This is a genomic window from Microbacterium sp. AK031 (assembly GCF_024807145.1).
Taxonomy (GTDB): domain Bacteria; phylum Actinomycetota; class Actinomycetes; order Actinomycetales; family Microbacteriaceae; genus Microbacterium.
The window spans coordinates 109638-134700 of record NZ_JANUCA010000008.1; the positions used below are offsets into that span (position 1 = coordinate 109638).

The following is a 25063-nucleotide window of genomic DNA, read 5'->3' on the forward strand; positions in this document are numbered from 1 at the left end:
TATAGTTATTGGATGATCGAGATTCTGAACCCCGCCGAACTCGTGCGCGCACGAGACACCGGCGCGCTTGTCGCCGACATCCTGCAGGAGATGAAACGCCGCAGCGCGGTCGGCGTGAACCTTCTGGACATCGATCGATGGACCAAGAAGATGATCGAGGATGCCGGCGCGCAGTCCTGCTACGTGGACTATGCGCCGTCGTTCGGGCGCGGTCCGTTCGGCCACTACATCTGCACGGCAGTCAATGACGCGGTGCTGCACGGCATGCCGCACGACTACCGGCTGGCCGACGGCGACCTGTTGACGCTCGATCTCGCCGTCATCCTCCATGGGGTCGCCGCGGACAGCGCCATCAGCTTCATCGTCGGCGAATCGCAGCCGCCGGAGAGCCTGGCCATGATCACCACGACCGAGCGCGCGCTGGCCGCGGGCATCGGTGCGGCCCGCCCGGGTGCTCGCATCGGCGACCTCTCCCATGCCATCGGATCCGTGCTCAGCGAAGCGGGCTATCCGATCAACATGGAGTTCGGCGGCCACGGCATCGGCTCGACCATGCACCAGGATCCGCATATCGCGAACGACGGGCGACCCGGACGTGGGTACAAGCTGCGCCCTGGGCTGCTGCTCGCCCTCGAGCCGTGGGTGATGGCCGACACCGACGAGCTCGTCACGGACGCCGACGGATGGACCCTCCGGAGCGCCACCGGGTGTCGCACTGCGCACAGCGAGCACACCATCGCCATCACCGACGACGGTGCGGAGATACTCACACTGCCTACTGCAACTTAAGGGTTGCAGTAGGCAGAAACTGGTGCAACCATGGGATTGCAGTTGGCCGACCGGCCAGCGAAAGTTCTCGAAAGGAACCATCATGGTGAGCATGACTGAAAACCCGGCATCCGTCGTCGACGAAGCCTCGTTCATGGTGCGCCGCAGCATCCGCATCAACGCACCCGTCGAGAAGGTGTGGCAGGCCGTCACGCAGCCTGAGCACATCTCCCGCTGGTTCGGCCGAACAGTGCTCGACGGTGTGGGCGTCGGTGCCGCAGGAACGATGACATTCCCGGACTACGGATCCATCCCGCTGCGGGTGGAGGAGTGGGACGAGCAGCGCCGCGTCGCGTATCGCTGGAACAACGACGATGCGCTCGGCGAGCTCCCGGACGGCATGCAGGAGAAGGGCTCGACGGTCTTCACCTTCACGCTCGACGAAGTCGGTGGCGCAACGCAACTCACCGTCGTCGAGGTGGGATTCGAGAACACCTCCGCGCCGCTCGCGAACCTCGAGAGCCACCGCACCGGGTGGGACGAGGAGCTCGACAAGCTCGTCCGCCTGGTTGAGAAGGACGCGGTAGGCGAAGACGCGGCCGGGGGCGGCGCGTGAGCGCAGACACCCTGGCTCCCATGTTCGCGGCGCTCGCGGACGAGACGCGGTGGAGCATCCTGCAGGCACTCGGCGAGGGGGATGCTTCGGCATCCGCCCTCGCCGGGCGCCTCCCGGTCAGTCGCCAGGCGATCGCGAAACACCTCGCGGTGCTGCAGGAGGTCGGTCTCGTCGAGCCGGTGCGGGCCGGCCGTGAACTGCGATTCCGTGTGATCGGCGCCGAACTCAGCGCCACCGCTCAGCGACTTGACGCGATCGGGCGTGACTGGGACCGCCGCCTCGCCGCGATCAAGGAGATCGCCGAAGGTCTGTGATCAGTCCTCACTGGAATGCAGGCCTCTTCGGGTCGACAGCAGGGTGACCTCCGGATGCTCGTCCGCCAGCATCCGCTCCGCACGATCCAGGACGTCGCGTACGTGCGCGACGTCGGCGCCAACCACTGACAGTCCGATCGCCGTGCGACGATGCAGGTCGTGGACTCCGACCTCCGCGACAGCCGACTCGGTGCGGCGCGACAGATCGGCGATCAGAGGCCGGATCACGCTGCGCTTCTCCTTCAGCGAGTGCACGTCTCCCAGCAGCACGTCGAACTCGATCCAGCCGATCCACATGACGAGAGTCTGCCATGGACTGGTCACCGTTCCCTGCGGCGTCAGAACGGTGTCTCGTCCGCTGCGGACCACTCCGCGTTCGGAGTCGACCACGAGTCGGCTGTCGCCGCCGGCGCTCCCGCCGCGCCGGCTGCTGCCGCGACCGGCGTGCCACCGCCACCCGACCTGTCGCCACGAACGACCTGAGCCGTCGCGTACTTCAGAGACGGGCCGACCTCATCGACCTGCAGTTCGAGGCTCACGCGGTTGTTGCCTTCGCGGTCCTGGTAGCTGCGCTGCTGCAGGCGTCCGGTGACGATCACGCGGCTGCCCTTCGTCAGAGAGGCGGTGATGTTCGTCGCGAGGTCGCGCCAGGCGGAGCAGCGCATGAACAGCGCATCGCCGTCTTTCCACTCATTCGCCTGCCGGTCGAAGTTGCGCGGCGTGCTGGCGACGGTGAAGCTCGCCACCGCGACGCCGGAACCGGTCTGGCGCAACTCGGGCTCGGCGGTCAGGTTGCCCACGATCGTGAGGGTGGTCTCGTTCATGTCATTCACTCCGGTTCCGTATGCTCTTCATCTCAGTGTCGAGACTGCCTCATCGGTGAGACGGGTTCAGCGTATTGCCTGGTTCAGACAATGAGGGGATCCGTGAGCTAACTCACGGATCCCCTCATCTGAATCTTGCTCAGGCCCGGCTCATGCGGCGTCGGACGAGCAGCCCGGCACCGGCGAGCAGAGCGAGGACGCCCAGGACCCAGAGCGCCGTGACTTCCCCACCGGTCGCGGCCAGCGGATCGCCGCCGCCCCCGCCAGTACCGGCGTCACCACCGGAACCACCGGAACCACCACCCTGACCAGGGTCGGTCGGCTCAGCAGCCGGAACCACGCTCACGACAGTTTCGGCGACCGCCGTCGTGCCGTAGTCGTCGGTCACGGTGTACCGCAGCGTGAAGCCTTCCGCATCCTCCGGAACGAACATCCGCGCGAACACAGACGGCGTCACCCGCTCGACAGTGATGCGCTCGGTGAGGTCCTCGCCGTTCGCGTCCGTCGCCGAGATGCCTTCGAGCTCGTCGAACTCCTCACCGGCGACGACCTCGCGGGTCGGCGCGACACCGCCGAACGTCGGCTCGACCGCCGTGACCGTCACCGTCCGCTCGAACACCGTCTCGTTGCCCGCCGCATCCGAGACGCGATACGTCAGGGTGTAAGTGCCCGGCGCGCGCACGTCGACGTCACCTGAGACGTCGATCGCGGCGGTCACGTCGCCGTCGATCTCGTCGATGGCGCTGACGCCGTCGAGCGGCTCGAACGGCTGCCCCTGTGCGACCTCGGTCTCAGCATCCAGACCCGAGAACTCCGGACCCTTCTCATCGTCCACCGTGCGCGTCAGCGTCACCTCGTCGATCACCGTGCGGTCCATCGTCTGATACGTGGTCAGCGTGATGGCCGACGGTGACACATCGACGTCGGTGTACTGCGGCTGGTTCGACTGGTCCTTGATCGCCGCCTCAGGAGACGAGGCATCCAGACCGTAGAACTTGCTGCCGCTGGCGGAGTTCCCGGTGACGTACAGCACCTGTCCCTCCTCGGGAGCCAGCGTCACACCCGACTCCTCCTGCGCGGCGAGGTCGCCGGCCGGAGTCGTGCCGTCCATGAGGTAGCTGCGCGTGTAGATGTGGTCGTGCCCGGCGAGCACCAGATCGATGCCCAGTTCACTGAACACCGGCGCGAGCGCCGCACGGCGCTCCTTGACGTCCTGCTCGACGGAGTGGAACGCCGCGGAGTACAGCGAGTGGTGCATGACCACGACCATCCAGTTCACATCCGCGCCCTGCTCCTCGACCACCGTGCGCAGGAACGCGGCGTGGTCCTCTTCGTTCTCACTGCGCGCATTGGTGTTGATGTTGAGGTAGAGCACGTCGTTGTAGGTGTACCAGTAGTCGCCTCCGGCACGACCCTCCGCGCTCTCGTACCCGTGGGTCTCAGAGCGGTTCGGGGTGAAGAAGTGCGAGTTGAACCGGTCGGATTGGTTGTCGTGATTGCCGATCGTCGCCTGGAACGGCAACTGCTTCAACAGTTCCGGCGCGATGACCGAGGCGTACTCGTCCTCCGAGCGGTGGGTCTCGGTCTGGTCGCCGCCGCTGACGATCATCGAGGCATCGTTCTCGAACTGGTCGATCTGGTCGACCGACGCGGCCCAGCGGTCGCGGTCGCTCTCCCAGCTGCCCGACGCACCGATCTGAGCATCCGTCAGATAGACGAAGCTGTACGTCTCCTCGAACGTCCCGGTCCACAGTTCGTACGAGCGCGACCAGCCCATCTCCTCGCTGCCGACGCGGTACAGGTACGCCGTCTCCGCCTCCAGCTCGTCGATGACGACCTGGTTCGAGAAGCGGCCGTCAGCTGCCTGCGCCGTCGCCGCGTCGATGATGCGCGCCGACTCGGTCGGGAACTCCGCACCGGTGCGAGCAACTGCCGGTGCGACCTGCACCTGAGCGGCGATCTCGCGATCGGTGTAGAAGGTCAGGTTGCGCTGCGTCTCATCCGAGCCGACGTGCAGCAGGACATCAGCGATCGTGGCAGGTGCGTCCTGCGCCGCGATCGTCAGCGAGCGCAACTGCATGAACACATCCGAGCTGTTGTCGTTCGTGTTGTGCACCTGGATCGCGATGGTGTTCGCACCGACCTGCAGAGCGGATGCCGGAACCGTGAACGATCCGGTCAGGGGAGCCGCACCGTTGCCTCCGGCGTAGACCATGTTGCTGGTCTCGCTCTCATCGATCCGCTCATCGGCGAATCCGCCGACGAGTTCGCCGTTGACGTAGACGCGAGCGGCGTCGTCGTACGCGATCTCGCCGTTCAGCTGCGTGACCTGTGCGAGGTCCGCGGCCGTCAGCTCGAAGGACGTGCGGAAGAAGAGCGCTTCGACGTTCTTGCCATCCGCCTTGTACTGAGACACCAGGGTCTTCGGCGTGAACCCTCCACCCAGATCGGCGATCTCGCCACGCTTGGCGCCGAAGCTCTCGGTGCCGGTCTTCCACGACGAGTCATCGTAGTCCGCAGCGGTCCAGTCGGTCTTCGATTCCAGTCCTGCGGCCGGATCGTCTTCGGTGTCGTGCAGACGCCACTCGGTGCCGGCGTCGACCACTGCCTTGCCATCGAGCTCAGTCGGCTCGGGGATCGTCGGTTCGGTCGGCTCCTGCGCGTCCGGGCGGGACGGCAATGCCGGCTGCTCCGGGTCGACCACGTCGACAGGTCGCAGCGCCACGTCGAAGACATGCATGATGCCCTTGCTGACCTCGGTCGGCAGAGTCACGCTGCGCACGGTCTTCGTCGCATCCAGCGGGACGACGGAGGTACCGAACACCACCGGTTTGCCGCCGGTGACGCCGCCCGAGAGCGTGTTGCGCTTGGTGAGGTTCACGAGGCGGACGTTGCCCGCCTCGACGCCTCCGGGCACCCAGTCGCTCAGACGCACGTCGACGTTCTGCGTCGTGCCGTCGGAGTAAGTGACCACGGCCGTGCCGCGGGAGGGACCGTTGGTCGCGAGACCCAGGAAGGAGATGCCCGATGCGGGGGCGTCGCCGAACTCGAGCACCTGGCCGCTGGGGATCCAGTGGTCGGCTTCGCCTGCGACGGTGTCCGGCCACGTGAAGGTGACACCCGTCTTGCCGAGCGGGATCTCGGTGCCGCCGACGACGCCGGCGTTCTCGAGATCCTGACGCGACAGGCCGATGCCGCCGGCATCCAATCCGCCCATGTTCACTGCGCCGTCATCCGTGATGCCCACCGAGTTGCGGGCATCCACGCCGTCACCGAAGGACGGCGGCACATCCTGCTCGCCTGTTCCCCATGTGCCGGGTGCGGCGCCCATGGTGAAGTCGAGCGTGCCGCCGCTGCGCGCGAAGTCCGCCGGAAGCCACGAGGCGGTCTGCGCCTGACCGTCCACGGAGAGAGCCGTGGTGTACTTGCTGTCATCGCCAGCGCCGGGAGCGCTGATCGAGATCGAGCGGTCGGAATCGACGGAGTTGATCTCGATGTGCTCGAACATCGGGGCGGAGACCAGAAGGTCCGCCGTCCCCCAGATCGCCGGCATCAGACCGATGTTTGCCCACACGTACCAGGCGCTGAACGAGCCGAGATCGTCGTTTCCGGCGAGCCCGTCCGGGGCTGTGGTGAACAGCTCGTCGGCCGCGCGGTACAGCGTGTCGGTCGTCTTGTGCGGTGCCTGCAGCCAGTTGTAGACCCACGGGAGGCCGAAGCTGGGCTGGTTGGCGATGTATGCGGTATCGCTGAACGCGCCGCCGTCGAGGTCGCGCAGGATGCTGTCGAGCTCAGTCGTCGCCTTGTCGACGCCGCCGCGTGCGTCGATGAGGCCCTTCATGTTGTGCGAGACGTTGAAGCCGTACTGCAGACCGGTCGACTGCTCGAACTGCGCGCCCTGCGTGGTGAGCGACGTGTTCATGAAGCCGTTGCGGTTACGTGCGTCGATGTGTTCGCGAGAGTGGTTGAAGACGTTCTTCCAGTTCTGCGAACGGGTCGAGAACTGCTCGTAGGCCGCGTCGTTTCCGAGCCGCTTCGCCAGCTGCGCGATGGCGAAGTCGTTCGTCGCATACTCGAGAGTGCGAGAGGTGGCTGCTCCCTGCTTGTCGCCGTCGACCCATCCGTGGACGGCGTACATCACGCCATCCGAGCGTCCGGTGTTCTCCATCGGGAGCGTCTGCGTCTCCAGCATCGTGGCGAGCGCCGTTGCGCGGTCGTAATCCGTCGAGCCGAAGTCGTCCGTCGCCGCGACGATGTTCTGCAGCGAGTCGCCGCTCATCTTTGTCTGGATCTGGTTGTACGTCGGCCAGCTCGTCCATTTGCCGGTCTGCGTCACCATGTCGACGATCGACTGGTTGATGTCGCTGGCGCGCTCCGGGTAGAGCAGTGCGATCAGCTGCGACTGACCGCGGTAGGCGTCCCAGCCGGCGAAGTTCACGTAGAAGTCGCGACCCTCTTCGACCTGCCGCAGCTCGCCGTCGAATCCGAGGTAGGACCCGTCGACATCCTGGAACGTGTTCGGGTGCAGCAGCGAGTGGTACAGCGACGTGTACATGGTGATGCGGTCGCGATCGCTGCCTCCGGTGGCATCGATCGTTCCCAGCGCTTCTTCCCAGATCGCGCGGGCTTCAGCACGAGCACCGTCGAAGTCCAGGTCTGCGGTCTCAGCGGATGCGTTGGCCCGAGCACCGTCGACCGAGACGTAGCTCAGGCCGATCGTGGCGGTGACATCGGCGCCGTCGGCGAAGGCCAGCCATGCGCCGGCGCCGTGCTTGGTCGCGGCGCTCGCCGCGGTGGCTCCGCCGTCCACGCCGTCCGGCGTCCACGTGCCGAACGACTCGACCGGCTGGTCGAACGTCGCCGCGAAGTGCGCGGTGTACTGGCCGCCTCCGTTGCAGACGATGTTCGCCTTCACCGTGCCGGTGAGCTCGCCGGTGGCGGCATCGAAGGAGACGTCAGAGGCGTGCACCTGGTTGTTCGAGCCGCCCGCCTCGAAGAGCAGTGTGGCGTTGTCGTCGAACGAGTAGCGGCTGACCGCGGTGCGGGTGGTGCTCGTGAGCTCGGCCTGCACTCCCTCGAGATCGACGGAATAGTAGCCGGGTTCGGCGACCTCGTCCTCGTGCGAGAACTCGAGGAAATAGTCATCGATGGCGGATGCCGGGTTCGACGGCAGCACGTCATCATCGAGTGCGCCCGTGTAGGGGATGACCGGGAAATCGAAGCCACCGAAGTTCGACCGGCATCCGGTACCCGACAGACGCGTCATGCCGAAACCGCGGATCTGGTCGGCCTGGTACTCATAGCCGCCGTACTGCTCGCCCGTCGATGTCTCGTAGGTGGTCGGGCTCGACTGCACCATGCCGAACGGAACCGTGGCGCCGGGGTAGGTGTTGCCGTAGTGATCGTTGCCGCGGCCGTTGTTCGCGTCGTTCATCTCGGTGCCGATGAACTGGTCGACGGCATCGAATCCCGACAGTGTCGAGGCCTCTGCGGCGTTGGCGGCGGGCGTCACCAACAATGACGATGCGGTGAGAGCTGTGATGACGCCGACTGCGAGAGATGCTCGCGTTCGACGGGATCCTGAGCTGGGCTGCTCGGGCGCATGCGACATGCAGAAACCTCCGTGAGGGTGGGATGAGAGAGCGCTCGGGAAGACGCCTTCGATAAACTATGGAGATCGTCTGGCCCGCGTTGAAACGCATCATGAACGGCACATGAAGCCGGGGCCGTTCCTCGCGGCTGCTCTCGGGTGCTGTGTCCCACCCTCAGGAGGTAGCGGGTCAGGGTGCCGTGTACCCGCCATCCACGAGGTGGTAGCTGCCGGTGATGAAGCTCGCCGCATCGCTCGCGAGGAAGACGATGAGGTTCGCGACCTCATCGGGTTGTCCGAGCCGTCCGATCGGATGCTTCGACACGAGGAACTCCTTCGCGTCGGCATCCATCTGCGCCAGCAGGGGAGTGTCGATGAAACCCGGTCCGACCGAGTTCACGCGGACGCCCTGCGCGGAGTACTCCAACGCGGCCGTCTTGGTCATGCCCACCACGCCGTGCTTCGCGGCGACGTAGGCGGGAGACGTGGCGAAGCCGACGCTGCCCAGGATCGACGCGATGTTCACCACCGAACCGCCGCCGTTGCCGAGGATCGACGGGATCTGCGCCTTCATGTTGCGGAAGACCGCGTTGAGGTTGATCGCGATGACCTTGTCCCAGTCGTCGTCGCCGTATTCGGCTGTCGGCGCGGCTGCGCCGCCGATGCCGGCATTGTTCACCCCGATGCGCAGTGGTGCGAGTGTGTTCGCGAGTTCGACGGATGAGGCGATCCATTCCGTGTCCGTCGCATCACCCGCAGATGCTTCGGCGACACCGCCTGCGGCGCGGATCTCGTCGACCACCGACTGCGCCGCTTCTCCGTTCAGGTCGTTCACGACCACGGCCGCGCCGTTCTGCGCGAGCAGCATGGCGGCGGACTTGCCGATTCCGCTGCCTGCTCCGGTGACGATCGCCGAGCGGTCTGACACGTCGTACTGAGCCATGAGCCGGCTCCTTCCCGAGCGGGCGCTGCACCGGGAGAGCTTCTCGGCCGGTCCGCTCCCCTCGACCATACGTCGCTCTCTCATCCGTCGCTCTGGCCTTGACATCGAGAGGCTGCGCTATTGCTCGACGGCGCGGTCACGTCGGTGGCTGACGACATGGGAGAAGGAGACGGTCCGCACGCTGCGAATGCATCCGACTCGTATACGTATGTCCAACATGTAAAATTCCGAGAACATAGGCTTCCCTAACTCGGGTGCATACGTATACCATCGGGGCATGGCACACATGAAGCATCGGGTTTTGCCGGTTCTCGCACTCGCAGCAGTGGGCGTCATTGCCCTGAGCAGCTGTGGCGCTGGAACCCGCACCGAAAATGAGAACGCGACAACGGTGTCGTGCGACTACACCGCTCCCGAAGGCAAGACTACGGTCAATGTTCTGGCGTACAACTCGTCGGCGATCGATCCCTTCACCGACACGATGGTCTCGAGCTGTTCGACCGACGACGTGACGCTGAAGCACGATCCGATCGACTTCGGAGGACAGGTCACCAAGACCACGGCGACTCTTGCAGGCGAGACGGGTACGTACGACATCATCGAGACCTACGGGTTCGTGATCCCCGGCTTCGCAGATGAGGAGAAGCTGGTCCCGCTGAATGATCTTTACGACAAGTACGCCGCCGACTACGGGCTGGACGAGATCAGCGAATCGATGCGCGAGGGCATGTCATACGACGGCGAACTCTACGCGCTGCCGATGCAGGCGCAGATGTACGTCATGGCGTACCGCACCGACGTCTTCGAGGACCTCGGACTCGAAGCGCCGACGACGTTCGACGAGATGGTCGACGCGGCCGAGGCCATCACGGAGGCGGGCGTCATGGACTACCCGATCGCCCTGCCGTGGCTCGCGACCAGCGATGTCACCACCAGCTACCAGGCGGCCATGAACTCTCTCGGCTCCGACTTCGTCACCGCCGATGGACAGGTGACGCTCGACACCCCCGAGGCCAAGCAGGCGCTGGAATCGCTGCTGGCGCTGAAGCCTTATATGGACCCGCAGGTGACGACGTTCGATCAGCCGAAGGTGCAGCAGCAGATGTTCAACGGCACGGCGGCGATGTCGATCATGTTCTCCGGTCGCATGGTCGATCTGACGATGGAGTCCAACTCCAAGCTGTTCGACTCGATCGGCTTCGCACCTGCTCCGAAGGTCACCGCCGACGCCGAGTACTCGTACAACCGCCTCTCCATCGACGGATGGTCGATCCCCTTCAACACGAAGCTCGACCACGACATGCTCTTCGTCATGATGGCATCCGCCGTCAGCGAGGACGCATCCGAGGCATCCGTTCCCGCCGCATACCCCGCACGTGAGGGAATGGTCACCGAGGAGAACTCGCCGTACGGTGCCGCCGCGAACGAGTCGATGGCGACGGCGATGCCCCCGATCGTCTCTCCGATCCAGGCGACAGTCACGAACGAGATCCGTCCGATCCTCGTTCAGGTCCTCAACGGCAACGTCTCCGTCGACGAGGGTCTGGCGCAGATGCAGGCGGCCGGTGAAAAGGTCGCCGGCTGACCAGCGAACATCAGATGATGACTGTGGCCTGAGCGCGCTGTTCAGGCCACAGCCCGTCCAGGAGGGACGCACATGAAGGCACGTGAGTTCTGGATCCTCTTCTTCCCGAGTCTGCTGGTGATGGGTGCGCTTCTCGTGCTCCCGCTGGTGAGAACCGTGCAGTGGAGTCTCGAGCAGGTCCGTTACGGCACACCCGGCACATTCGTCGGACTCGACAACTTCGCCGCGGCGCTCACGGATGTGCGCTTCGGCAAGGCGGTGCTGTTCACCGTCGCGGTGACCGTCGTCACGACGGTGATCCTGCTCGTGTTCGGCTACATCGTCGCGACCGGGATCAACCGGATCACGACATCTCGACCGCTGGTTCTCGGAATCATGCTGGTCTCGTACGTACTGCCGAACCTCGTCGGGGCCGTCGCCTACTCGTGGCTGTTCGATGACAACTTCGGTGGAGTCGTCAACCGGCTCATCGGATTCTTCGGCGGAACGCAGGTGCTCTGGTTCACGGACCAGGTGCCCAACGCGATCCTCGTCACGGCGAACACCGTCTGGCACATGCTCCCGTTCGCGATGCTCATCATCCTGGCCGGGCTTCAAGGAGTGCCTCAAGAGCTCAAGGAGGCGGCGCGCATCGACGGCGCGAACGCTCTCCAGACGCATCTGCACGTGATCATCCCGACGATCCGCGGCGTGCTCGGCTTCGTCACGCTGATCACGATCATGGATGTCCTGCGGATGTTCGACAACCTCATCCCGCTCTCGCCTCAGGCGCAGGCGATAGGCAACGAATCGATCATGATGTACGTCTACTCGGTCGCCTTCGCCGACGGGGCCCAGCAGCTCGGTCTCGGCAGCGCGATCAACGTCCTCACGATCATCCTCATCCTCATCATGCTGATCCCGTTCATCCGGGGCATCTTCAAGGAAGCGAAGGCCGAACGATGAGTCTCACCGCAGCCGAGCTCTCCACGAGGGCGATCGTCACAGGCGGATCCTCGAAGCGGCGCACCTCGTCGCGTCGTCGTCCGCCCGTCATCACCGGCATCCTTCTCACGATCCTCTGCTTCGTGGCGCTGAGTCCGTTCATCTGGATGACGCTGTCGGTGACCAAGCCGACCGACGTCGCCTTCTCCAACCCGCCGGTCCTCTGGGGGTATGAGCCCACTTTCCAGGCGTTCGTCGATCTGTGGGAGACGACGTACTTCGCCGACTATCTCGTCAACACCCTGGTGGTGGCCGTGGTGTCGACCGTCGTGGCGCTGATCATCGGCATCCCCGCCGCCTACGCACTCTCGAGATTCCCGAGCTACGTGTCAGCGCTCCTTCTGATCCTCGCTCTCGTCTTCCGTGCGCTTCCGCGCTTCGCGGTCGTGCTGCCGATGTACGACATCAGCCGGGCGTTGGGCATCTACGACACGACGTTCGCGCTCGCCATAGCGCTGGTCGCCATCAACCAGCCATTCACGATCTGGCTGCTGCGCAACTTCTTCGCCGAGATCCCCAAAGAGCTCGATGAGGCCGCGATGATCGACGGATGCACGCGGATCGGGATGCTGCGCAAGGTGATGATCCCGCTCATGGGGCCCGGCATCCTCACGGCCGGCATCTTCGTCTTCCTGTTCGCCTTCCAGGAATACCTCACCGCTCTCGTGCTCACCGACACCTCGTCCAAGACCGTGCCGGTGTTCATCGCCACCCAGCTCGGACAGACCCTCCCGATGCTGCAACAGGCGGGAGCGGCCTCGATGCTCCTCACCATCCCGGTCTTCGTCATCGCGTTCGTCGCGCAGAAGTATCTCGTCGCCGGACTCAGCGACGGCGCAGTGAAGGGCTGACATGCCTCCTCTCGTGCTGCTGGCCGGCATGAACTGCACGGAGGACCTCTGGGCGGGAACCGGCTTCGAGCATGCGATCCATCCTGCCCTCACGCACGAGAGCATGGATGCTCAGGTCGGCGCGCTGCTCGGGGAACTTCCCGATCGGTTCGTGATCGCCGGTCTCTCCCTCGGAGCGATCGTCGCGATGGCTCTGGCACTTGCCGCACCGGAACGCGTGGCCGGCATGTGCCTGGTCTCCACGAATGCGAAGGTGCCGACCCCGGCACAGCGCGCCGGCTGGGATGACTGGATCGCGCGCCTCGACGCGGGGGAGGACCCGGAAGCACTGCAGGAGCGCATCCTCCCCTCGTTGCTGTCACCTGATGCGTCGCAGGAGCACCCCGGCTTGGCGGATCGCGTGCGCGGGATGGGCCGCGCGACGGATGCCGCCGCATTGCGCGCCCAGCTGCTGATGCAGGGAACGAGAGTCGACCTGCTCGGCAGGCTGTCCGACCTGCCGACCCCGACGCTGGTGGTCTCTGGGCGCGATGACGTGATCTGCCCGCCGCACTTCCACACCGAGATCGCGTCCGAGATCTCCCGCGCGCGCCTCGTGTCCTACGACGCCGGCCACCTGCTTCCGATGGAGAAGCCGCGAGAGTTCGGGCGACTGCTGAGCTCGTGGCGGGCGAAGCTGCGGGCGTGACCGGGTGCCGGCGCTTCAGCCGAGCGGAGCGGCGAGCCCTCGAAGGTGCGCCATCAGGGACGACGCGAGGTTGTAGACGACGAGATCCGCACCGTCGGCGAAGGCGGCCTCTGCGGCCGCGCGGGTTCCCACGATATCCATCCGCAGCGACCCCGCGCGTTCGAGTTCTGCATTGACAGCGGCGACGGCATCCGGAACAGGCAGGTCGCCCGAACCGCTCGACGCGGCGAGATCGGCCGGACCGATCATGATGCCGTCCAGACGCGCGCTCGCGACGATCTCGGCGACGTTCGCGACGCCCAGCGGCGACTCGATCATCCCGAGCACCAGAGTGTTCTCCAAGTACCAGTCGCGGTGGGCGCCGGCATCCACCTCGCCGAAGCGTCCGGCCCGACTGTAGGTCGCGAAGCCACGCGTGCCCACCGGCGGGTACATGGTGGCGGCGACGAGAGCGTCTGCCTGCGCGCCGGTATCCAGGTGCGGCGCGAGGATCCCCTCGGCGCCCTGATCCAGCACCCGCAGGATCTGACCGGGATCGTTCTCGCCGATACGGACGATCACGGGCACGTTGTGCACCGATGCCAGGACGATGTGCTGTCGCAGTGCGATCAGGTCGGCGGGACCGTGCTCGCAGTCGATGAGCACGAAATCCATGCCGGCGATGGCGTTCATCTCGACGAGTTCTTCGGACGGCATCCTCAACAGGGCGCCGATCAGCTTCTCGCCTGACCGGGCGCGCGCACGCAGCGAAGCCATCACGCCACCATCCCCGCGGACAGATCGACGTCGGCGCCGCACATTCCAGGCATCCCGAGCATCGCCACGACTGCAGCGCCCACCTCGTCCTCGGTGACCATGCGTCCCAGCGCAGCGCGCGAGACGAAAGCCTGCTCGGCGTCGTCGACGCTTGATCTCGACCGTTCCGCCTCGAGCCGGAAGTTGCGCTCCATGCGCGGTCCGGCGACCGGTCCGGGAGAGAGCGTGTTTACCCGTACACCCGAGGGGCCCACCTCGAACGCGAGCGTCGAGGTGAGGCCGATCACTGCCATCTTCGATGCGCAGTACGGCGTGCGGTGCGCGAGCGGTCGCTTGCCGGAGACGGATGCCACGTTGATGACGTCGCCGTCGCCGCGCTGGATCATGCCGGGGAGGAATGCGCGGCACAGCAGGTACGTGCCCCGCACGTTGACGGCGAACACGTCGTCCCAGGCATCCACTTCGATGTCGACGAGAGCGGCGACAGGGCCGGGGATGCCGGCGTTGTTGACCAGGATCGACACCTCGGTATCGGCGAGTGCATCGCGTAAAGCGTCGACGGATGCGGCATCCGACACGTCAGCCGTCAGCCAGCGCGCCCGCGAGCCGAGGCCCGTGGTGACCGAGGCGAGCTTCGCCTCGTCGCGACCCACGAGGATGACCTCGGCGCCTTGCGAATGCAGCGACCGGGCGATCGCCGCCCCCAGGCCGCTGCCGCCGCCGGTGATGACGGCGCTTCGTCCGGTCAGGTCGGTCATCGCGGCGTCGCCTGCACTGCGCGGCTCTCGTCGATCCAGTCGAAGCTCGTGCCCGCGTGACGCCAGGCCCTCGCATCGCCGGAACGCGCGTGCCCCTCGAAGAACTCCACTCGTGCCGCGCGCCCGCACACTTCGCCGAGTTCGGCGGAAGAGGTCTCGTTCACGACCTCTTGGTACGTGACGGTCCGCAGATACTTCCCGACCCACAGTCCGCCTGTGTAACGTGCTGCGCCGAGGGTGGGGAGCACGTGGTTGGTGCCGATGACCTTGTCGCCGTACGAGACGCACGTGTTCTCGCCGAGGAACAGGGCGCCGTAGTCGTGCATCTTCGTGAGAGCCTCGCGCGGGTTCTGGGTGAAGATCTGCACGTGCTCGGACGCGAAGTCGTCGGCGATGCGGTAGGCCTCATCCAGGTCGTCGGCGACGATGACCTGACCCCAGTCCCGCCAGGCGGGCTCTGCGTAGTCACGCGTGGGCATGTTCGGCAGCAGGCGCTCGATCCAGTCCATGACCTCTTCGCCGAGCTTCTGCGACGTCGTCACGAGCACCGCGGGAGACTCCGGGCCGTGCTCGGCCTGCGAGAGCAGATCGACGGCCGTGAAGAACGGGTCAGCATGCTCGTCCGCGACGATGAGGATCTCGGTGGGACCGGCGAACAGGTCGATTCCCACTTCACCGAACAGCTGACGCTTGGCCTCTGCGACGTAGGCGTTGCCCGGCCCGGCGATGAGGTTGACGGGCTCGATCGTGTCGGTGCCGATGGCCATGGCCGCGACTGCCTGCACTCCGCCGAGCACGTAGATCTCGTCCGCGCCGGCGAGCTTCATCGCCGCGATGGTGGCGGCGGGGATCTCGCCGCGGATCGGTGGAGTGCAGGCGATGACGCGCGGTACACCGGCGACCTTGGCGGTGATGATCGTCATGTGCGCGGATGCCGTGAGCGGATACTTGCCACCGGGGATGTAGGCACCGGCGGCCTGCACGGGGACATGCTTCTGTCCGAGGAACACACCCGGCAGCGTCTCGACCTCGAGATCGACGAGGGAGTCGCGCTGTGCCTGAGCGAAACGTCGCACCTGGGTCTGAACGAACTCGATGTCGGTGATCACCTGAGGATCGAGCGTGTCCATGATCTGATCGATCTGCTCATCGGAGAGGCGGTACGACTCCGGACTCCAGTTGTCGAACTGCTCCGCATAGCGGCGCACGGCGTCGTCGCCGCTGCTGCGGATGTCGTCGATGATGGTCCCCACGCGCTCTGCGACATCCTTCTGCGCCGTGTCGGCGAATGTCTTTCTGGGCGCGCTCTTCAGATGCCGGGGCATATCCGTTCCTCTCGTTGCATACGTATGTTTAGATTATGACCGCGTATGCACACGGAGGTCAAGGCCGCTAGAATCCCTTGAACCCAGGGGGAGGTCCGTGATGGTGGTGACGAGTCGAGATGTCGCACGACTGGCGGGGGTGTCTCAGCCGACGGTGTCCCGCGCGCTCAGGGACGACGCCAGGGTGTCGGATGAGACGAAGAGCAGAGTGCGCGACGCCGCTCGGCTGCTGGGTTACGTGCCCAGTGAGGCCGGCCGTGCGCTCTCATCCGGTCGCACCCGTCGGATCGGCCTGCTGCTGACAGACGTGGACAACCAGTTCTATTCGCACATCATCGCTCCAGTGCACCGAGAACTCGAGAAGTTCGGCTATCAACTGATGCTGCACACCGAGTCCGCCGACAATGACACGATCGCCGAGCGCCTGATAGCGAATGGTGTTGACGGCGTCATCCTGGCCACGACGCTGATGGAGTCCGTGGCGCCGGTGCGCCTGAAAGACCGCGGCCTCCCGTTCGTCTATTTCAACCGCACCGGATCGCTCGTCGACGCCGATGCGGCGATCGTCGATCCGATCCCCGGGTATGCCCAGGCGGTCGCCCGCGCGGTCGAACTCGGCCATCGCCATGTCGGTGCAGTGCTGGGTCCGAGCAACACCAGCACGGCGCAGAGTCGTGAGAGCGCGCTGCGCGCGGCGCTGGGTGCCCACGGGATCTCGCTGTCCGAGCGCGATGTGCGTCGCAGCCGCTACAGCGCCAACGCCGGCGAGGAAGCGGCGAAGGAGCTGCTGCAGCAGCCGGACCCGCCCACCCTGCTGTTCTGCGGCAACGATGTCGTCGCATACGGTGCGTTGAACGCCGCCCATCGTGCCGGCCTGAGCGTGCCGCAGGACGTCTCCATCGTCGGCTTCGACGATCTCCCCGAAGCAGAGTGGCCGATCATCGACTTGGCGACGGTCGGCTTCGACATCGCGGGCATGGCATGTGCGGCCGCCGACCTCGTCGTGCGGCGCATCCAGCAGCCCGAGGCGCCGGTCGAGCACCGCGCTTTCGACTCGACGTTCCAGCCGCGTCGCACGCTGGCGCAGGCGAAGCCGGCCTGATCCGACCGCTGGCACCCGTGTGTCTCGACGACCACTATTGCATCCGGTTGTGCATACGCATACACTGCCTACATCGACACGTGATCATCGAAGAATCGCGGGCGATGATGTCAAAGGAGTGAAACAGCGTGCCTCTCGACCCGGTCGCATACCAGCCCTACAAAGACCCCGACGACTTCATCCGTGAGGTCACCGACCTCATCTGGGTCGACAGGTCGATCAGCTACATCCGTGAGAACTACGAGCCGGATTCGATCGTTCACGGCGCCTACGGAACCTCGACCACACGCGACGAGGTCATCGAAGGAACGCTGATGCGCATCTCGGCGACGCCGGATCGGACCGGCCAGGCGGAGGACGTCATCTGGGAGGCGCGCGGCGATGACGCCTTCCTCAGCTCGCACCTCGTGCTCTCCGGGCACCTTCTCACCTCGCAGCACAGCCGGACGATCGCCAACTGCCTGTATCGCCGGGGCCGAATGGTCGAGGAATGGGTCGTTCGCGACTCTCTGGCCAGTGCGCTGGAGAACGGCGACGACCTCGAGGAGCTGGCCAGGGCGCAGGCGTTCCGGGGGTACACCGGTTCGTGGAGCGAGCCGGCTCCGACTGATCCGATCGCGGCCGGGGACTCCGGTCCCCGCAACGACGACTACCGTTCCGAAGTCGAGACCGTCCTCGAGATGATCCAGACCGTATGGAACGACCGCGACCTGCAGAAGGTCGAGCGGTTCTTCCACCGCGATCTCGTGCTGCAGACCGTCGGCAACCGCGTCGTCATCCGTCCGGAGGGATACCGGCGTGCGCTGCTGCGCCTGCTCGAGTCGTTCCCTGGCGGACACTTCGAGATCCGCGACATCCAGACCAATTACGACGTCCGGTACGCCGGTCTCCGCGTCGCCGTCACCTGGAAGTTCGTCGGCGACTACAACGGCGTGCCGAACTATGGGCCGCTGACCGGCAAGCCGGTGGATCTGCTCGGCATCTCGCAGTTCACGCTGCACCAGGGCGCCATCGTCAAAGAAGTGCGCATCTGGGACGACATCGCGCTGCGCGCCCAGATCGCCGGATCCCGTGGTGACGAGCCAGTGGGCCCGTCGAACATCTACTGATCGAACAAGGAGAACAACAATCATGAGCGACGTCATCGTCGACGACACCGAGATCGCGCGCCGGACCATCCGACGCTCGGACTGGGTGCCCTGCAACTCGGCATTCATCGACTGCCGCACCCCGGGATCGGATCAGAAGGAGAACTACTCCTTCATCGGGGTCGGCGTCTCGCAGAACGCCAGCCAGTACATCAACCTCACCGAGAACCACGGATTCAACACCGGGGCGGCTGGAATGCCGAACGGCATCTCGAACAACCTGCACATGCACTTCACCGCGGAGGTGTTCATCAACCTCGGTGGTGAGTTCCGACTCCGCTGGGGTGTGGACGGGAAGCAGGGTGAGTACGTCAGCCACGACGGCGACATCATCTCGATCCCGACCTGGATCTTCCGCGGGTTCACCAACGAGGGGCCGGACGAGGGCATCCTCTATACGGTGCTCGGGCGCGACGACACCGGAGGGATCATCTGGGGCCCCTCGGTGCTGCGCGAGGCGGAGTCGTACGGACTGCACCTGACGGCGGACAATCAGCTCATCGACACCGTCGCCGGCGATGTCATCCCCGATGACGTGCCCCTCATCACCCCGATGAAGCAGCACTACATCGACGAGCTGACCTCGTACTCGGTCGAGGAGCTGCGCTCGCGCGTCATCCAGCCGGGAGATCGCAAGTACTCCTCCCACGCGCTGCTGTGCACCGCCGTCGACGGGGGCGCGGTCGATCTCGCGCTCGTCATCGGATACGGCATGACGGAGAACCGCCGCCAGGTGCCGTCGATCCACGAACCGCATTCGTTCAACGTGGCCTGGGTGCGGGCCGCTGCGGGACAGGGTGTGCTGCAGCACCGCCACTCGCGCACTCAGGCGCTGCTGATCAAGTCGGGTCGCTGGGACGTCACGCTCAACGGCGACCCGTCGACCACGGTGACCCTTGGGCCGAGCGACTCGTTCTCGGTGCCGGAGGGCAGCTGGCGTTCGTACGTGTGCGTCGAGGACGGCGAGTCCGGACCCGGCGAGATCGTCGTGATCAACGGCGGCGACGACCGCGTCTATCTCGAGTGGGCACCAGAGGTCATCGCGGCCGCGGAAGCCGCTGACCTGACGATCGACCCCAACGGATACCTCGCGCCGCTCGGCGTGATGGTCACCGCGACGGAAGACGACTGAGAATCGGATGAGGGGCGCGAGACGGCGGTCGTCGTCTCGCACCCTCTTTCGCGGACGGAGGGAAGGGGGAACGCGATGAGCAGGCTCACCTTGGCGGCGGTGTCGCCGACGATCCGCATCGGCGATCTCGAGGGCAATCTGACCAGGATCGTGCGGGGGATCCAGGATGCCGCAGGCTGCGGCGCCGGTCTCATCGTGCTGCCGGAGCTGGCGACGAGCGGATACGTCTTCGCCGATCGCGAGGAGGCCGAGTCGCTGGCGCTTACTCGGGACGACGAGCGATGGGATGCCGTGCATGCCGCGATCCCGGAGGGGGTCGTCGTGGTCGTCGGCTACTGCGAGTCGGCCGGTTCCGATCTGTTCAACAGTGCGGCCGTCCTTACCTCGACGACGCGCCTGGCCGACTATCGCAAGGCGCATCTCTGGGGTGCGGAGAGCCTGGTGTTCACGCCGGGTGATGCCGCCGGCATCCTGGTCGACACGGATTTCGGCCGGCTCGGCGTCGCCATCTGCTACGACAACGAGTTCCCGGAGGTGCCCCGAAATCTCGCCCTCGGCGGGGCAGACGTCCTCGCTCTCCCGGTGAACTGGCCGCTCGTCCCGCGGCCGGAGGGAGAGCATCCGCCCGAACTCATCCAAGCCATGGCGGCCGCGCGTTCGTCGCGGCTGCCGACGGTGATCGCCGACCGGCACGGCGACGAGCGCGGTGTGAGCTGGACCGGTGGCACCGCGATCGTCGACGAGCAGGGGTGGGTGGTCGAGGCGTTCCGCTCCGGGTTGACTCTCGCAGCGGTCTCGGTTGCGGATGCGCGGAACAAGGGGATCGGCGAGTACAACGATCTCTTCGCCGACCGGCGGTCGGAGCTGTACTGACCCCGCTTCTCACGCCACGCTGCTGCGGCCCTGGTGTTCGTCGATGCGCTCGCGCAGCATCCGCTCTGCGAGCTCGGCGAGCTGCTTGGTCGCAGGCGAGAGCAGTACGCCTTCCCGCTGCACGAGGGCGATGGTGTCGTGCATCGGCTCGGCGAACGGTGCCGTGCGGATCGTGTCAGGGAATCCGGCGGATTCGGCGATGGTGCGCGACACGATGGTGTCCGCTGCGCCTGCGGCGACGAGGCTGAGCGCCGTCTCGACGTGCTCGACCTCGATCGCGGGTTCGATCGTCAGACCGTTCCATCGCGCACGCTCGCGCAGCTGACGGCGGGTGGGATCATCCCAACCAGCGAAGGCGTCGTAGAGCACGAGCTTCGCCGATGCTGCCTCCTCGATCGAGACCGGCCCAGCCTCAGCGGGGCGAGTGCTGGAGGCGTAGAGCACCTCGTCGCGGAAGAGCGGCCTGACGTCCAGGCCGGCCTCGTCGATCGGCAGGACGAGTAAACCCGCTTCGATCTCGCCCTCGGCGATCGAGCGAGCGACGAGCGCGGAGTTGATGCCGATCAGACGGATGCGGACATTCGGATGCCGGTGGTGGAAGTTCTCCACCAGATCGGCGAGGTCGTAGTAGGCGGCGTTGCGCAGGACGCCGAACGTGCAGGTGCCGCGCTCGAGGGACGTGAGCGCGTCGATCGTGTCGATGCCGTTGCGCACGGCGCTCACGGCCTGCGCGGCGTGCGGGCGCAGTTCGATCGCGGCTTCAGTCGGCACCAGCCGGCGACTTCCACGCGTGAACAGCGCGACGCCGAGTTCGCGTTCGAGCCTCGAGACGAGCTCGGATACGGATGCCTGGGTGAGGTCGAGGTGCACGGATGCTGCAGTGAAGGAGCCGTGCTCGAGCGCGGCGAGAAAAGCTCGCAACTGACTGATGGTCATAGCCAATGGTAAACCCTATGGAATATCCAGGGTTGTCTCGTCTTGTGTGATGGTGAGGGCGCGCTTAGCCTGCTTGCATGCGTTATACCCCAGCTGTCCTCGACCGTCTCAGCGGCTCCTTCCGCCACCTCAAGACCCCTCTCATCGACGCGCCGGCCGCGCAGCGCGACCCCGCGGTGATCGAGACCGTCTCCGCGATGCTCAGCGACATCCAGGCCCGTGGCATGGATGCGGTGCTCGACTACGCGCACAAGCTGGATCGCTACGAGGGCGGGAGCGTCGAGCTGAGCGCTGAGCAGATCGCGACCAGCGGCGATCGACTTCCCGCAGATCTCCGCGAGGCGATCGAGCTCGGATCGGAGCGCACGCTCGCGTTCGCCAAGGAGCAGCGAGCACACCTGTCCGATTTCGAGACCGAACTCGTGCCGGGGGTCGTGACCGGAGCGCGCTACATTCCGGTCTCTCGCGTGGGGGCCTATCTCCCGGCGGGCCGGTTCCCACTCACGGCGAGTGCGTTCATGACCGTCGGTGTCGCGAAGGCTGCGGGAGTTCCGACCGTCATCGCCTGCACGCCGCCTCAGCCCGACGGTGGGGCCAATGACGCTGTCGTCTACGCCGCGCACCTCTCCGGAGTCGATCGCGTGTTCGTGCTCGGCGGCGTTCAGGCGCTCGCCGCGATGGCGTACGGACTGCTCGGCGAGCTGCCGATCGACATGCTCGTCGGTGCGGGCAACGCCTACGTCGCCGAGGCGAAGCGACAGCTCTTCGGGGCTGTGGCGATCGACCTCCTCGCCGGACCCTCCGAGGTCGCGGTGATCTCCGATGAGACAGCCGACCCAGAACTGGTCGCCGCCGACCTGCTCGGTCAGGCCGAGCACGGCCCGAATTCCCCGGCGGCACTGGTGACGACATCCGAAGAGCACGGTCGTGCCGTCATCGACGCCGTGGAGCGTCAGCTCGCGACGCTGGAGACGGCGTCGATCGCCGGTGCGGCGTGGCGGGACTACGGGTTCGTGACCGTCGCTGATGACCGTGAGACGGCCGCTGCGCTCATGGACGACCTCGCCCCGGAGCACCTTGAGCTGCTCACCGCCGATGACGAGTGGTTCCACGACAACCTGCGCAACTACGGCTCGATCTTCATCGGCCCGTGGAGCACCGTCGCGTACTCGGACAAGGGGATGGCAGGAACCAACCACGTGCTGCCGACTGCCGGCGGCGCCAAGCACAGCGCGGGACTGTCGGTCTCGCGCTTCCTCAAGCCGCTGACGTACCAGCGCGTCGCACGCGAGGCGACGCCGGCCGTGGCGAATGCCGTTCAGGTGATCTCGGACTCCGAGGGGATGGCAGCGCACAGCGCCACGGCGACGATGCGGCTGGCGAGGCTCTGATCTCCGCTCTGATCTCCGGGACGGTCCCGCGGGCTCTGACCCCGGGGTGATCCCGCGGGACCTCTTCCCGAACGACACTGAACGATATATCGTTAACCGATCATCAGTCCGTTCGAACGAGGAGGACAACATGAACAGCTCATTCCCCACCGGTGCGTTCGGTGGCGCATCAGGATTCGGCGGACCTGGTGGTCCGGCAGCCGCGATCTTCGACGCGATGGATCAATTCCGCAAGTCGTTCGAGCAGCGCACCGGAGGGCCATCGCGTATGGCGCGAGGCGATGTGCGTGCGGCAGTCATCACGCTGCTCGCCGAGGAGCCGATGCACGGCTATCAGATCATCAACGAGATCGCCGAGCGCTCCGGAGGCTCGTGGAAGCCGAGTGCCGGATCCGTCTACCCCACCCTGCAGCTGCTCGCCGATGAGGGGCTCATCACCGCCGAGGAGCAGAACGGTCGCAAGACCTACTCGCTCACGGGTGCGGGCCGCGAAGAGGCCGAGATCGTTGCCGACAAGCCGGCACCGTGGGAGGCGTTCTCGTCCCACGATCACAGCAACCTCACGGCGCTCCCCAAGGCCGGCATGGATCTCGCCGGCGCTGCCGCCCAGGTGGCCCGCACCGGTACACCCGAGCAGGTGCATGAGGCGGTGACCGTGCTCGACGAGGCGCGTCGTAGGCTGTACGCGATCCTTGCGCAGGACTGACTCGCCCCGCACCGCCCGGTCGGGCATCCTGCCTGATCGGGGCGAGAGGATGAGGCGATGACGGATGCTGCGGACGCCGCACGCACGACTCACCGCGCCCGTTACCGCCGCATAATCTTCTTCGCCGCGCTCGAGTTCCTGAAGATCTGGTGGTTCGAGCTCGTCCTGCCCAGGTTCGGGTTCGCCGGCGTATCCGAGCGCACGCGCGCGCCGAGGATGCAGAACTTCGCGCGTCGCTTCCATGTGCTGGCGGTCGATCTCGGCGGACTCATGATCAAGGTCGGCCAGTTCATGTCGTCCCGTCTCGACGTGCTGCCGCCCGAAATCACTCAGGAGCTCGCAGGGCTGCAGGACGAAGTGCCGGCGGTCCCGTTCGCCGACATCAAGAGGCTGGCCGAGGCCGAGCTCGGGGTGTCGCTCGAGCGCGCCTTCGCCTGGTTCGACGAGCGGCCTCTTGCCGCGGCATCCCTCGGTCAGGTGCATCGCGCACGCCTCTCCGATCTCGACGCGGCCGACACGGGACTGCGCGATGTCGTCGTCAAGGTGCAGCGCCCCGGTATCGACGCGATCGTGGCGACCGACCTCACGGCCCTTCGACGTGTGGCGGGCTGGTTGCGCCGGATCCGCATCGTCTCGGATCGCGTCGACGCTCCCGCGCTCGTCGAGGAGTTCGCCGCGACCTGTCTCGAGGAGATCGACTACCTGCATGAGGCCGCGAACGCCGAGCGCTTCGCCGAGAACTTCGCAGATGATCCTCGGGTCGGGACGCCGGCGATCGTGTGGGAGCGTGTCACCCGCCGCGTGCTGACGCTGTCGGACGTCACGGCGATCAAGATCAACGACACGGCCGCGCTTCGCCGGGCCGGGATCGACCCGAGCAAGGTCGCGGACGTCTTCGCCGAGGTCATGTTCGACCAGGTGTTCACGCACAGCTTCGTGCATGCCGATCCGCATCCTGGCAACATCTTCGTCACGCCGCTGGCTGCGCCGGATGCTGCGTCCGCCGTGTCCGGCGAGGCGAGGCCCTGGCGCTTGACCTTCGTGGACTTCGGGATGATGGCCGAGGTTCCGGACAACCTGCGCGACGGTCTGCGCACGCTGCTCGTCGCTGTCGCGGGGCGTGACAGCAAGGGCCTGGTGACGGCGGCGCAGGAGATCGGCGTGCTGCTGCCATCGGCCGACACTCTCGAACTCGAACGCGCGCTCGCCGCGCTGTTCGACCGTTTCGGTGGGATGGGCTTCGTCGAGCTCAGCAAGGTCGACCCCCGCGAGTTCCGAGGATTCGCGAACGAGTTCGGCGACACCATGCGGTCCCTGCCGCTGCAGCTGCCGGAGAACATGCTGCTGCTCTTCCGCGCGGTCTCGCTGACATCGGGCATGTGCAGCGGGCTCGATCCCGCCTTCAACGTGTGGGATGCCGCGGAGCCGTACGCTGCTCGCCTGATCCGCGACGAGAGCGGCAACGTCGCTCAGGCGTTCGCTCGCCAAGCGGCCTCGACAGCCGCGACCACCTGGCGTCTGCCGGCACGCATCGACGATGTGATCACGCGGATCGACGATGGCACCGTGTCATTCGACACGTCACGGTTGGAGCGCCGCCTCGACTCACTGATGCGCATCGGACGTCGCGCCGTGGCGGCGCTGCTGTTCGGCGGGTTGCTGGTCGGGGGAGCCGTGCTGCTCGTCCCCGCTGCGCCGCTCGGAATCGTGCTGATGGCGACATCGGCGGTGCCACTGCTCTATGCGCTGTTCGTCGGGGTGGGGCGGCGGTAG

At 66.1% G+C, this 25063-nt stretch carries 22 protein-coding genes; 14 read left to right on the plus strand and 8 right to left on the minus strand.

Annotated elements, in window-relative coordinates; genetic code table 11:
• The first annotated feature begins 12 nt into the window (after positions 1-12).
• From map to HDC95_RS14560, 3 genes are all read left to right on the plus strand, one after another.
• Positions 13-789, plus strand: a complete 777-nt coding sequence (gene map, locus HDC95_RS14550) for a type I methionyl aminopeptidase (protein ID WP_259064328.1) — start codon at positions 13-15, stop codon at positions 787-789.
• 91 nt (positions 790-880) lie between these two features.
• Positions 881-1384 (plus strand): SRPBCC domain-containing protein, encoded by a 504-nt coding sequence (locus HDC95_RS14555; protein WP_259064329.1) that lies wholly within the window; start codon positions 881-883, stop codon positions 1382-1384.
• Entirely contained in the window at positions 1381-1698 is a 318-nt protein-coding gene (locus HDC95_RS14560; protein ID WP_259064330.1) for a metalloregulator ArsR/SmtB family transcription factor, read from the plus strand. The genes HDC95_RS14555 and HDC95_RS14560 overlap by 4 nt, the downstream gene beginning before the upstream one ends.
• Here HDC95_RS14560 and HDC95_RS14565 read toward each other — a convergent pair whose 3' ends face one another.
• The 4 genes from HDC95_RS14565 to HDC95_RS14580 form a co-directional block, all read right to left on the minus strand.
• Entirely contained in the window at positions 1699-1995 is a 297-nt protein-coding gene (locus HDC95_RS14565; RefSeq protein ID WP_259064331.1) for a DUF503 domain-containing protein, read from the minus strand. It abuts the gene before it with no gap.
• A 41-nt stretch (positions 1996-2036) separates the two neighbouring features.
• Positions 2037-2522, minus strand: coding sequence for a single-stranded DNA-binding protein (locus tag HDC95_RS14570; RefSeq protein WP_259064332.1), 486 nt, complete (start codon positions 2520-2522; stop codon positions 2037-2039).
• Positions 2523-2661: 139 nt separating this feature from the next.
• Positions 2662-8133: a GH92 family glycosyl hydrolase gene (locus HDC95_RS14575; protein ID WP_259064333.1), complete on the minus strand. Its 5472-nt coding sequence runs from the start codon at positions 8131-8133 to the stop codon at positions 2662-2664.
• A gap of 169 nt (positions 8134-8302) precedes the next feature.
• Positions 8303-9055, minus strand: coding sequence for an SDR family NAD(P)-dependent oxidoreductase (locus tag HDC95_RS14580; protein WP_259064334.1), 753 nt, complete (start codon positions 9053-9055; stop codon positions 8303-8305).
• Positions 9056-9332: 277 nt separating this feature from the next.
• On the opposite strand from HDC95_RS14580, the gene HDC95_RS14585 reads away from it, so the two are divergent.
• From HDC95_RS14585 to HDC95_RS14600, 4 genes are all read left to right on the plus strand, one after another.
• On the plus strand, positions 9333-10640 hold the full coding sequence (locus tag HDC95_RS14585) for an ABC transporter substrate-binding protein (protein ID WP_259064335.1): 1308 nt from the start codon (positions 9333-9335) through the stop codon (positions 10638-10640).
• A gap of 72 nt (positions 10641-10712) precedes the next feature.
• Positions 10713-11585 carry a carbohydrate ABC transporter permease gene (locus HDC95_RS14590; RefSeq protein WP_259064336.1) on the plus strand — a complete coding sequence of 291 codons (873 nt, stop codon included), beginning with the start codon at positions 10713-10715 and terminating at the stop codon, positions 11583-11585.
• Positions 11582-12475 (plus strand): carbohydrate ABC transporter permease, encoded by an 894-nt coding sequence (locus HDC95_RS14595; protein ID WP_259064337.1) that lies wholly within the window; start codon positions 11582-11584, stop codon positions 12473-12475. Before HDC95_RS14590 ends, HDC95_RS14595 begins: the two co-directional genes overlap by 4 nt.
• 1 nt (position 12476) lies before the next feature.
• The gene (locus HDC95_RS14600) at positions 12477-13163 is read left to right on the plus strand and encodes an alpha/beta hydrolase (RefSeq protein ID WP_259064339.1); all 687 of its coding nucleotides are present in this window, start codon (positions 12477-12479) and stop codon (positions 13161-13163) included.
• A 15-nt stretch (positions 13164-13178) separates the two neighbouring features.
• On the opposite strand, the gene HDC95_RS14605 is transcribed toward HDC95_RS14600, so the two are convergent.
• From HDC95_RS14605 to hisD (HDC95_RS14615), 3 genes are read right to left on the minus strand one after another with little or no spacing between them, the layout of a single operon-like run.
• Positions 13179-13919, minus strand: a complete 741-nt coding sequence (locus tag HDC95_RS14605) for an HpcH/HpaI aldolase/citrate lyase family protein (RefSeq protein ID WP_259064341.1) — start codon at positions 13917-13919, stop codon at positions 13179-13181.
• On the minus strand, positions 13919-14677 hold the full coding sequence (locus HDC95_RS14610; RefSeq protein ID WP_259064342.1) for an SDR family NAD(P)-dependent oxidoreductase: 759 nt from the start codon (positions 14675-14677) through the stop codon (positions 13919-13921). The genes HDC95_RS14605 and HDC95_RS14610 overlap by 1 nt, the downstream gene beginning before the upstream one ends.
• Positions 14674-16002 carry a histidinol dehydrogenase gene (hisD, locus tag HDC95_RS14615; RefSeq protein ID WP_259064343.1) on the minus strand — a complete coding sequence of 443 codons (1329 nt, stop codon included), beginning with the start codon at positions 16000-16002 and terminating at the stop codon, positions 14674-14676. Before hisD (HDC95_RS14615) ends, HDC95_RS14610 begins: the two co-directional genes overlap by 4 nt.
• Positions 16003-16102: 100 nt before the next feature.
• Here hisD (HDC95_RS14615) and HDC95_RS14620 point away from each other — a divergent pair, with 100 nt between their 5' ends.
• The 4 genes from HDC95_RS14620 (at position 16103) to HDC95_RS14635 (ending at position 20257) form a co-directional block, all read left to right on the plus strand.
• Positions 16103-17104 carry a LacI family DNA-binding transcriptional regulator gene (locus HDC95_RS14620; RefSeq protein WP_259064344.1) on the plus strand — a complete coding sequence of 334 codons (1002 nt, stop codon included), beginning with the start codon at positions 16103-16105 and terminating at the stop codon, positions 17102-17104.
• A gap of 128 nt (positions 17105-17232) precedes the next feature.
• Positions 17233-18213, plus strand: a complete 981-nt coding sequence (locus HDC95_RS14625) for an ester cyclase (protein ID WP_259064345.1) — start codon at positions 17233-17235, stop codon at positions 18211-18213.
• Between the two features lie 22 nt (positions 18214-18235).
• Positions 18236-19384, plus strand: a complete 1149-nt coding sequence (locus tag HDC95_RS14630; protein WP_259064346.1) for a cupin domain-containing protein — start codon at positions 18236-18238, stop codon at positions 19382-19384.
• Positions 19385-19459: 75 nt separating this feature from the next.
• On the plus strand, positions 19460-20257 hold the full coding sequence (locus HDC95_RS14635) for a nitrilase-related carbon-nitrogen hydrolase (RefSeq protein WP_259064347.1): 798 nt from the start codon (positions 19460-19462) through the stop codon (positions 20255-20257).
• A gap of 9 nt (positions 20258-20266) precedes the next feature.
• On the opposite strand, the gene HDC95_RS14640 is transcribed toward HDC95_RS14635, so the two are convergent.
• Positions 20267-21193: a LysR family transcriptional regulator gene (locus HDC95_RS14640; protein WP_259064348.1), complete on the minus strand. Its 927-nt coding sequence runs from the start codon at positions 21191-21193 to the stop codon at positions 20267-20269.
• Between the two features lie 77 nt (positions 21194-21270).
• Between HDC95_RS14640 and hisD (HDC95_RS14645) the strand changes: the two genes are divergently transcribed.
• From hisD (HDC95_RS14645) to HDC95_RS14655, 3 genes are all read left to right on the plus strand, one after another.
• Positions 21271-22584: a histidinol dehydrogenase gene (gene hisD, locus HDC95_RS14645; RefSeq protein ID WP_259064349.1), complete on the plus strand. Its 1314-nt coding sequence runs from the start codon at positions 21271-21273 to the stop codon at positions 22582-22584.
• 130 nt (positions 22585-22714) lie between these two features.
• Positions 22715-23290, plus strand: coding sequence for a PadR family transcriptional regulator (locus HDC95_RS14650; protein ID WP_259064350.1), 576 nt, complete (start codon positions 22715-22717; stop codon positions 23288-23290).
• A 57-nt stretch (positions 23291-23347) separates the two neighbouring features.
• Entirely contained in the window at positions 23348-25063 is a 1716-nt protein-coding gene (locus tag HDC95_RS14655) for an AarF/ABC1/UbiB kinase family protein (RefSeq protein WP_259064351.1), read from the plus strand.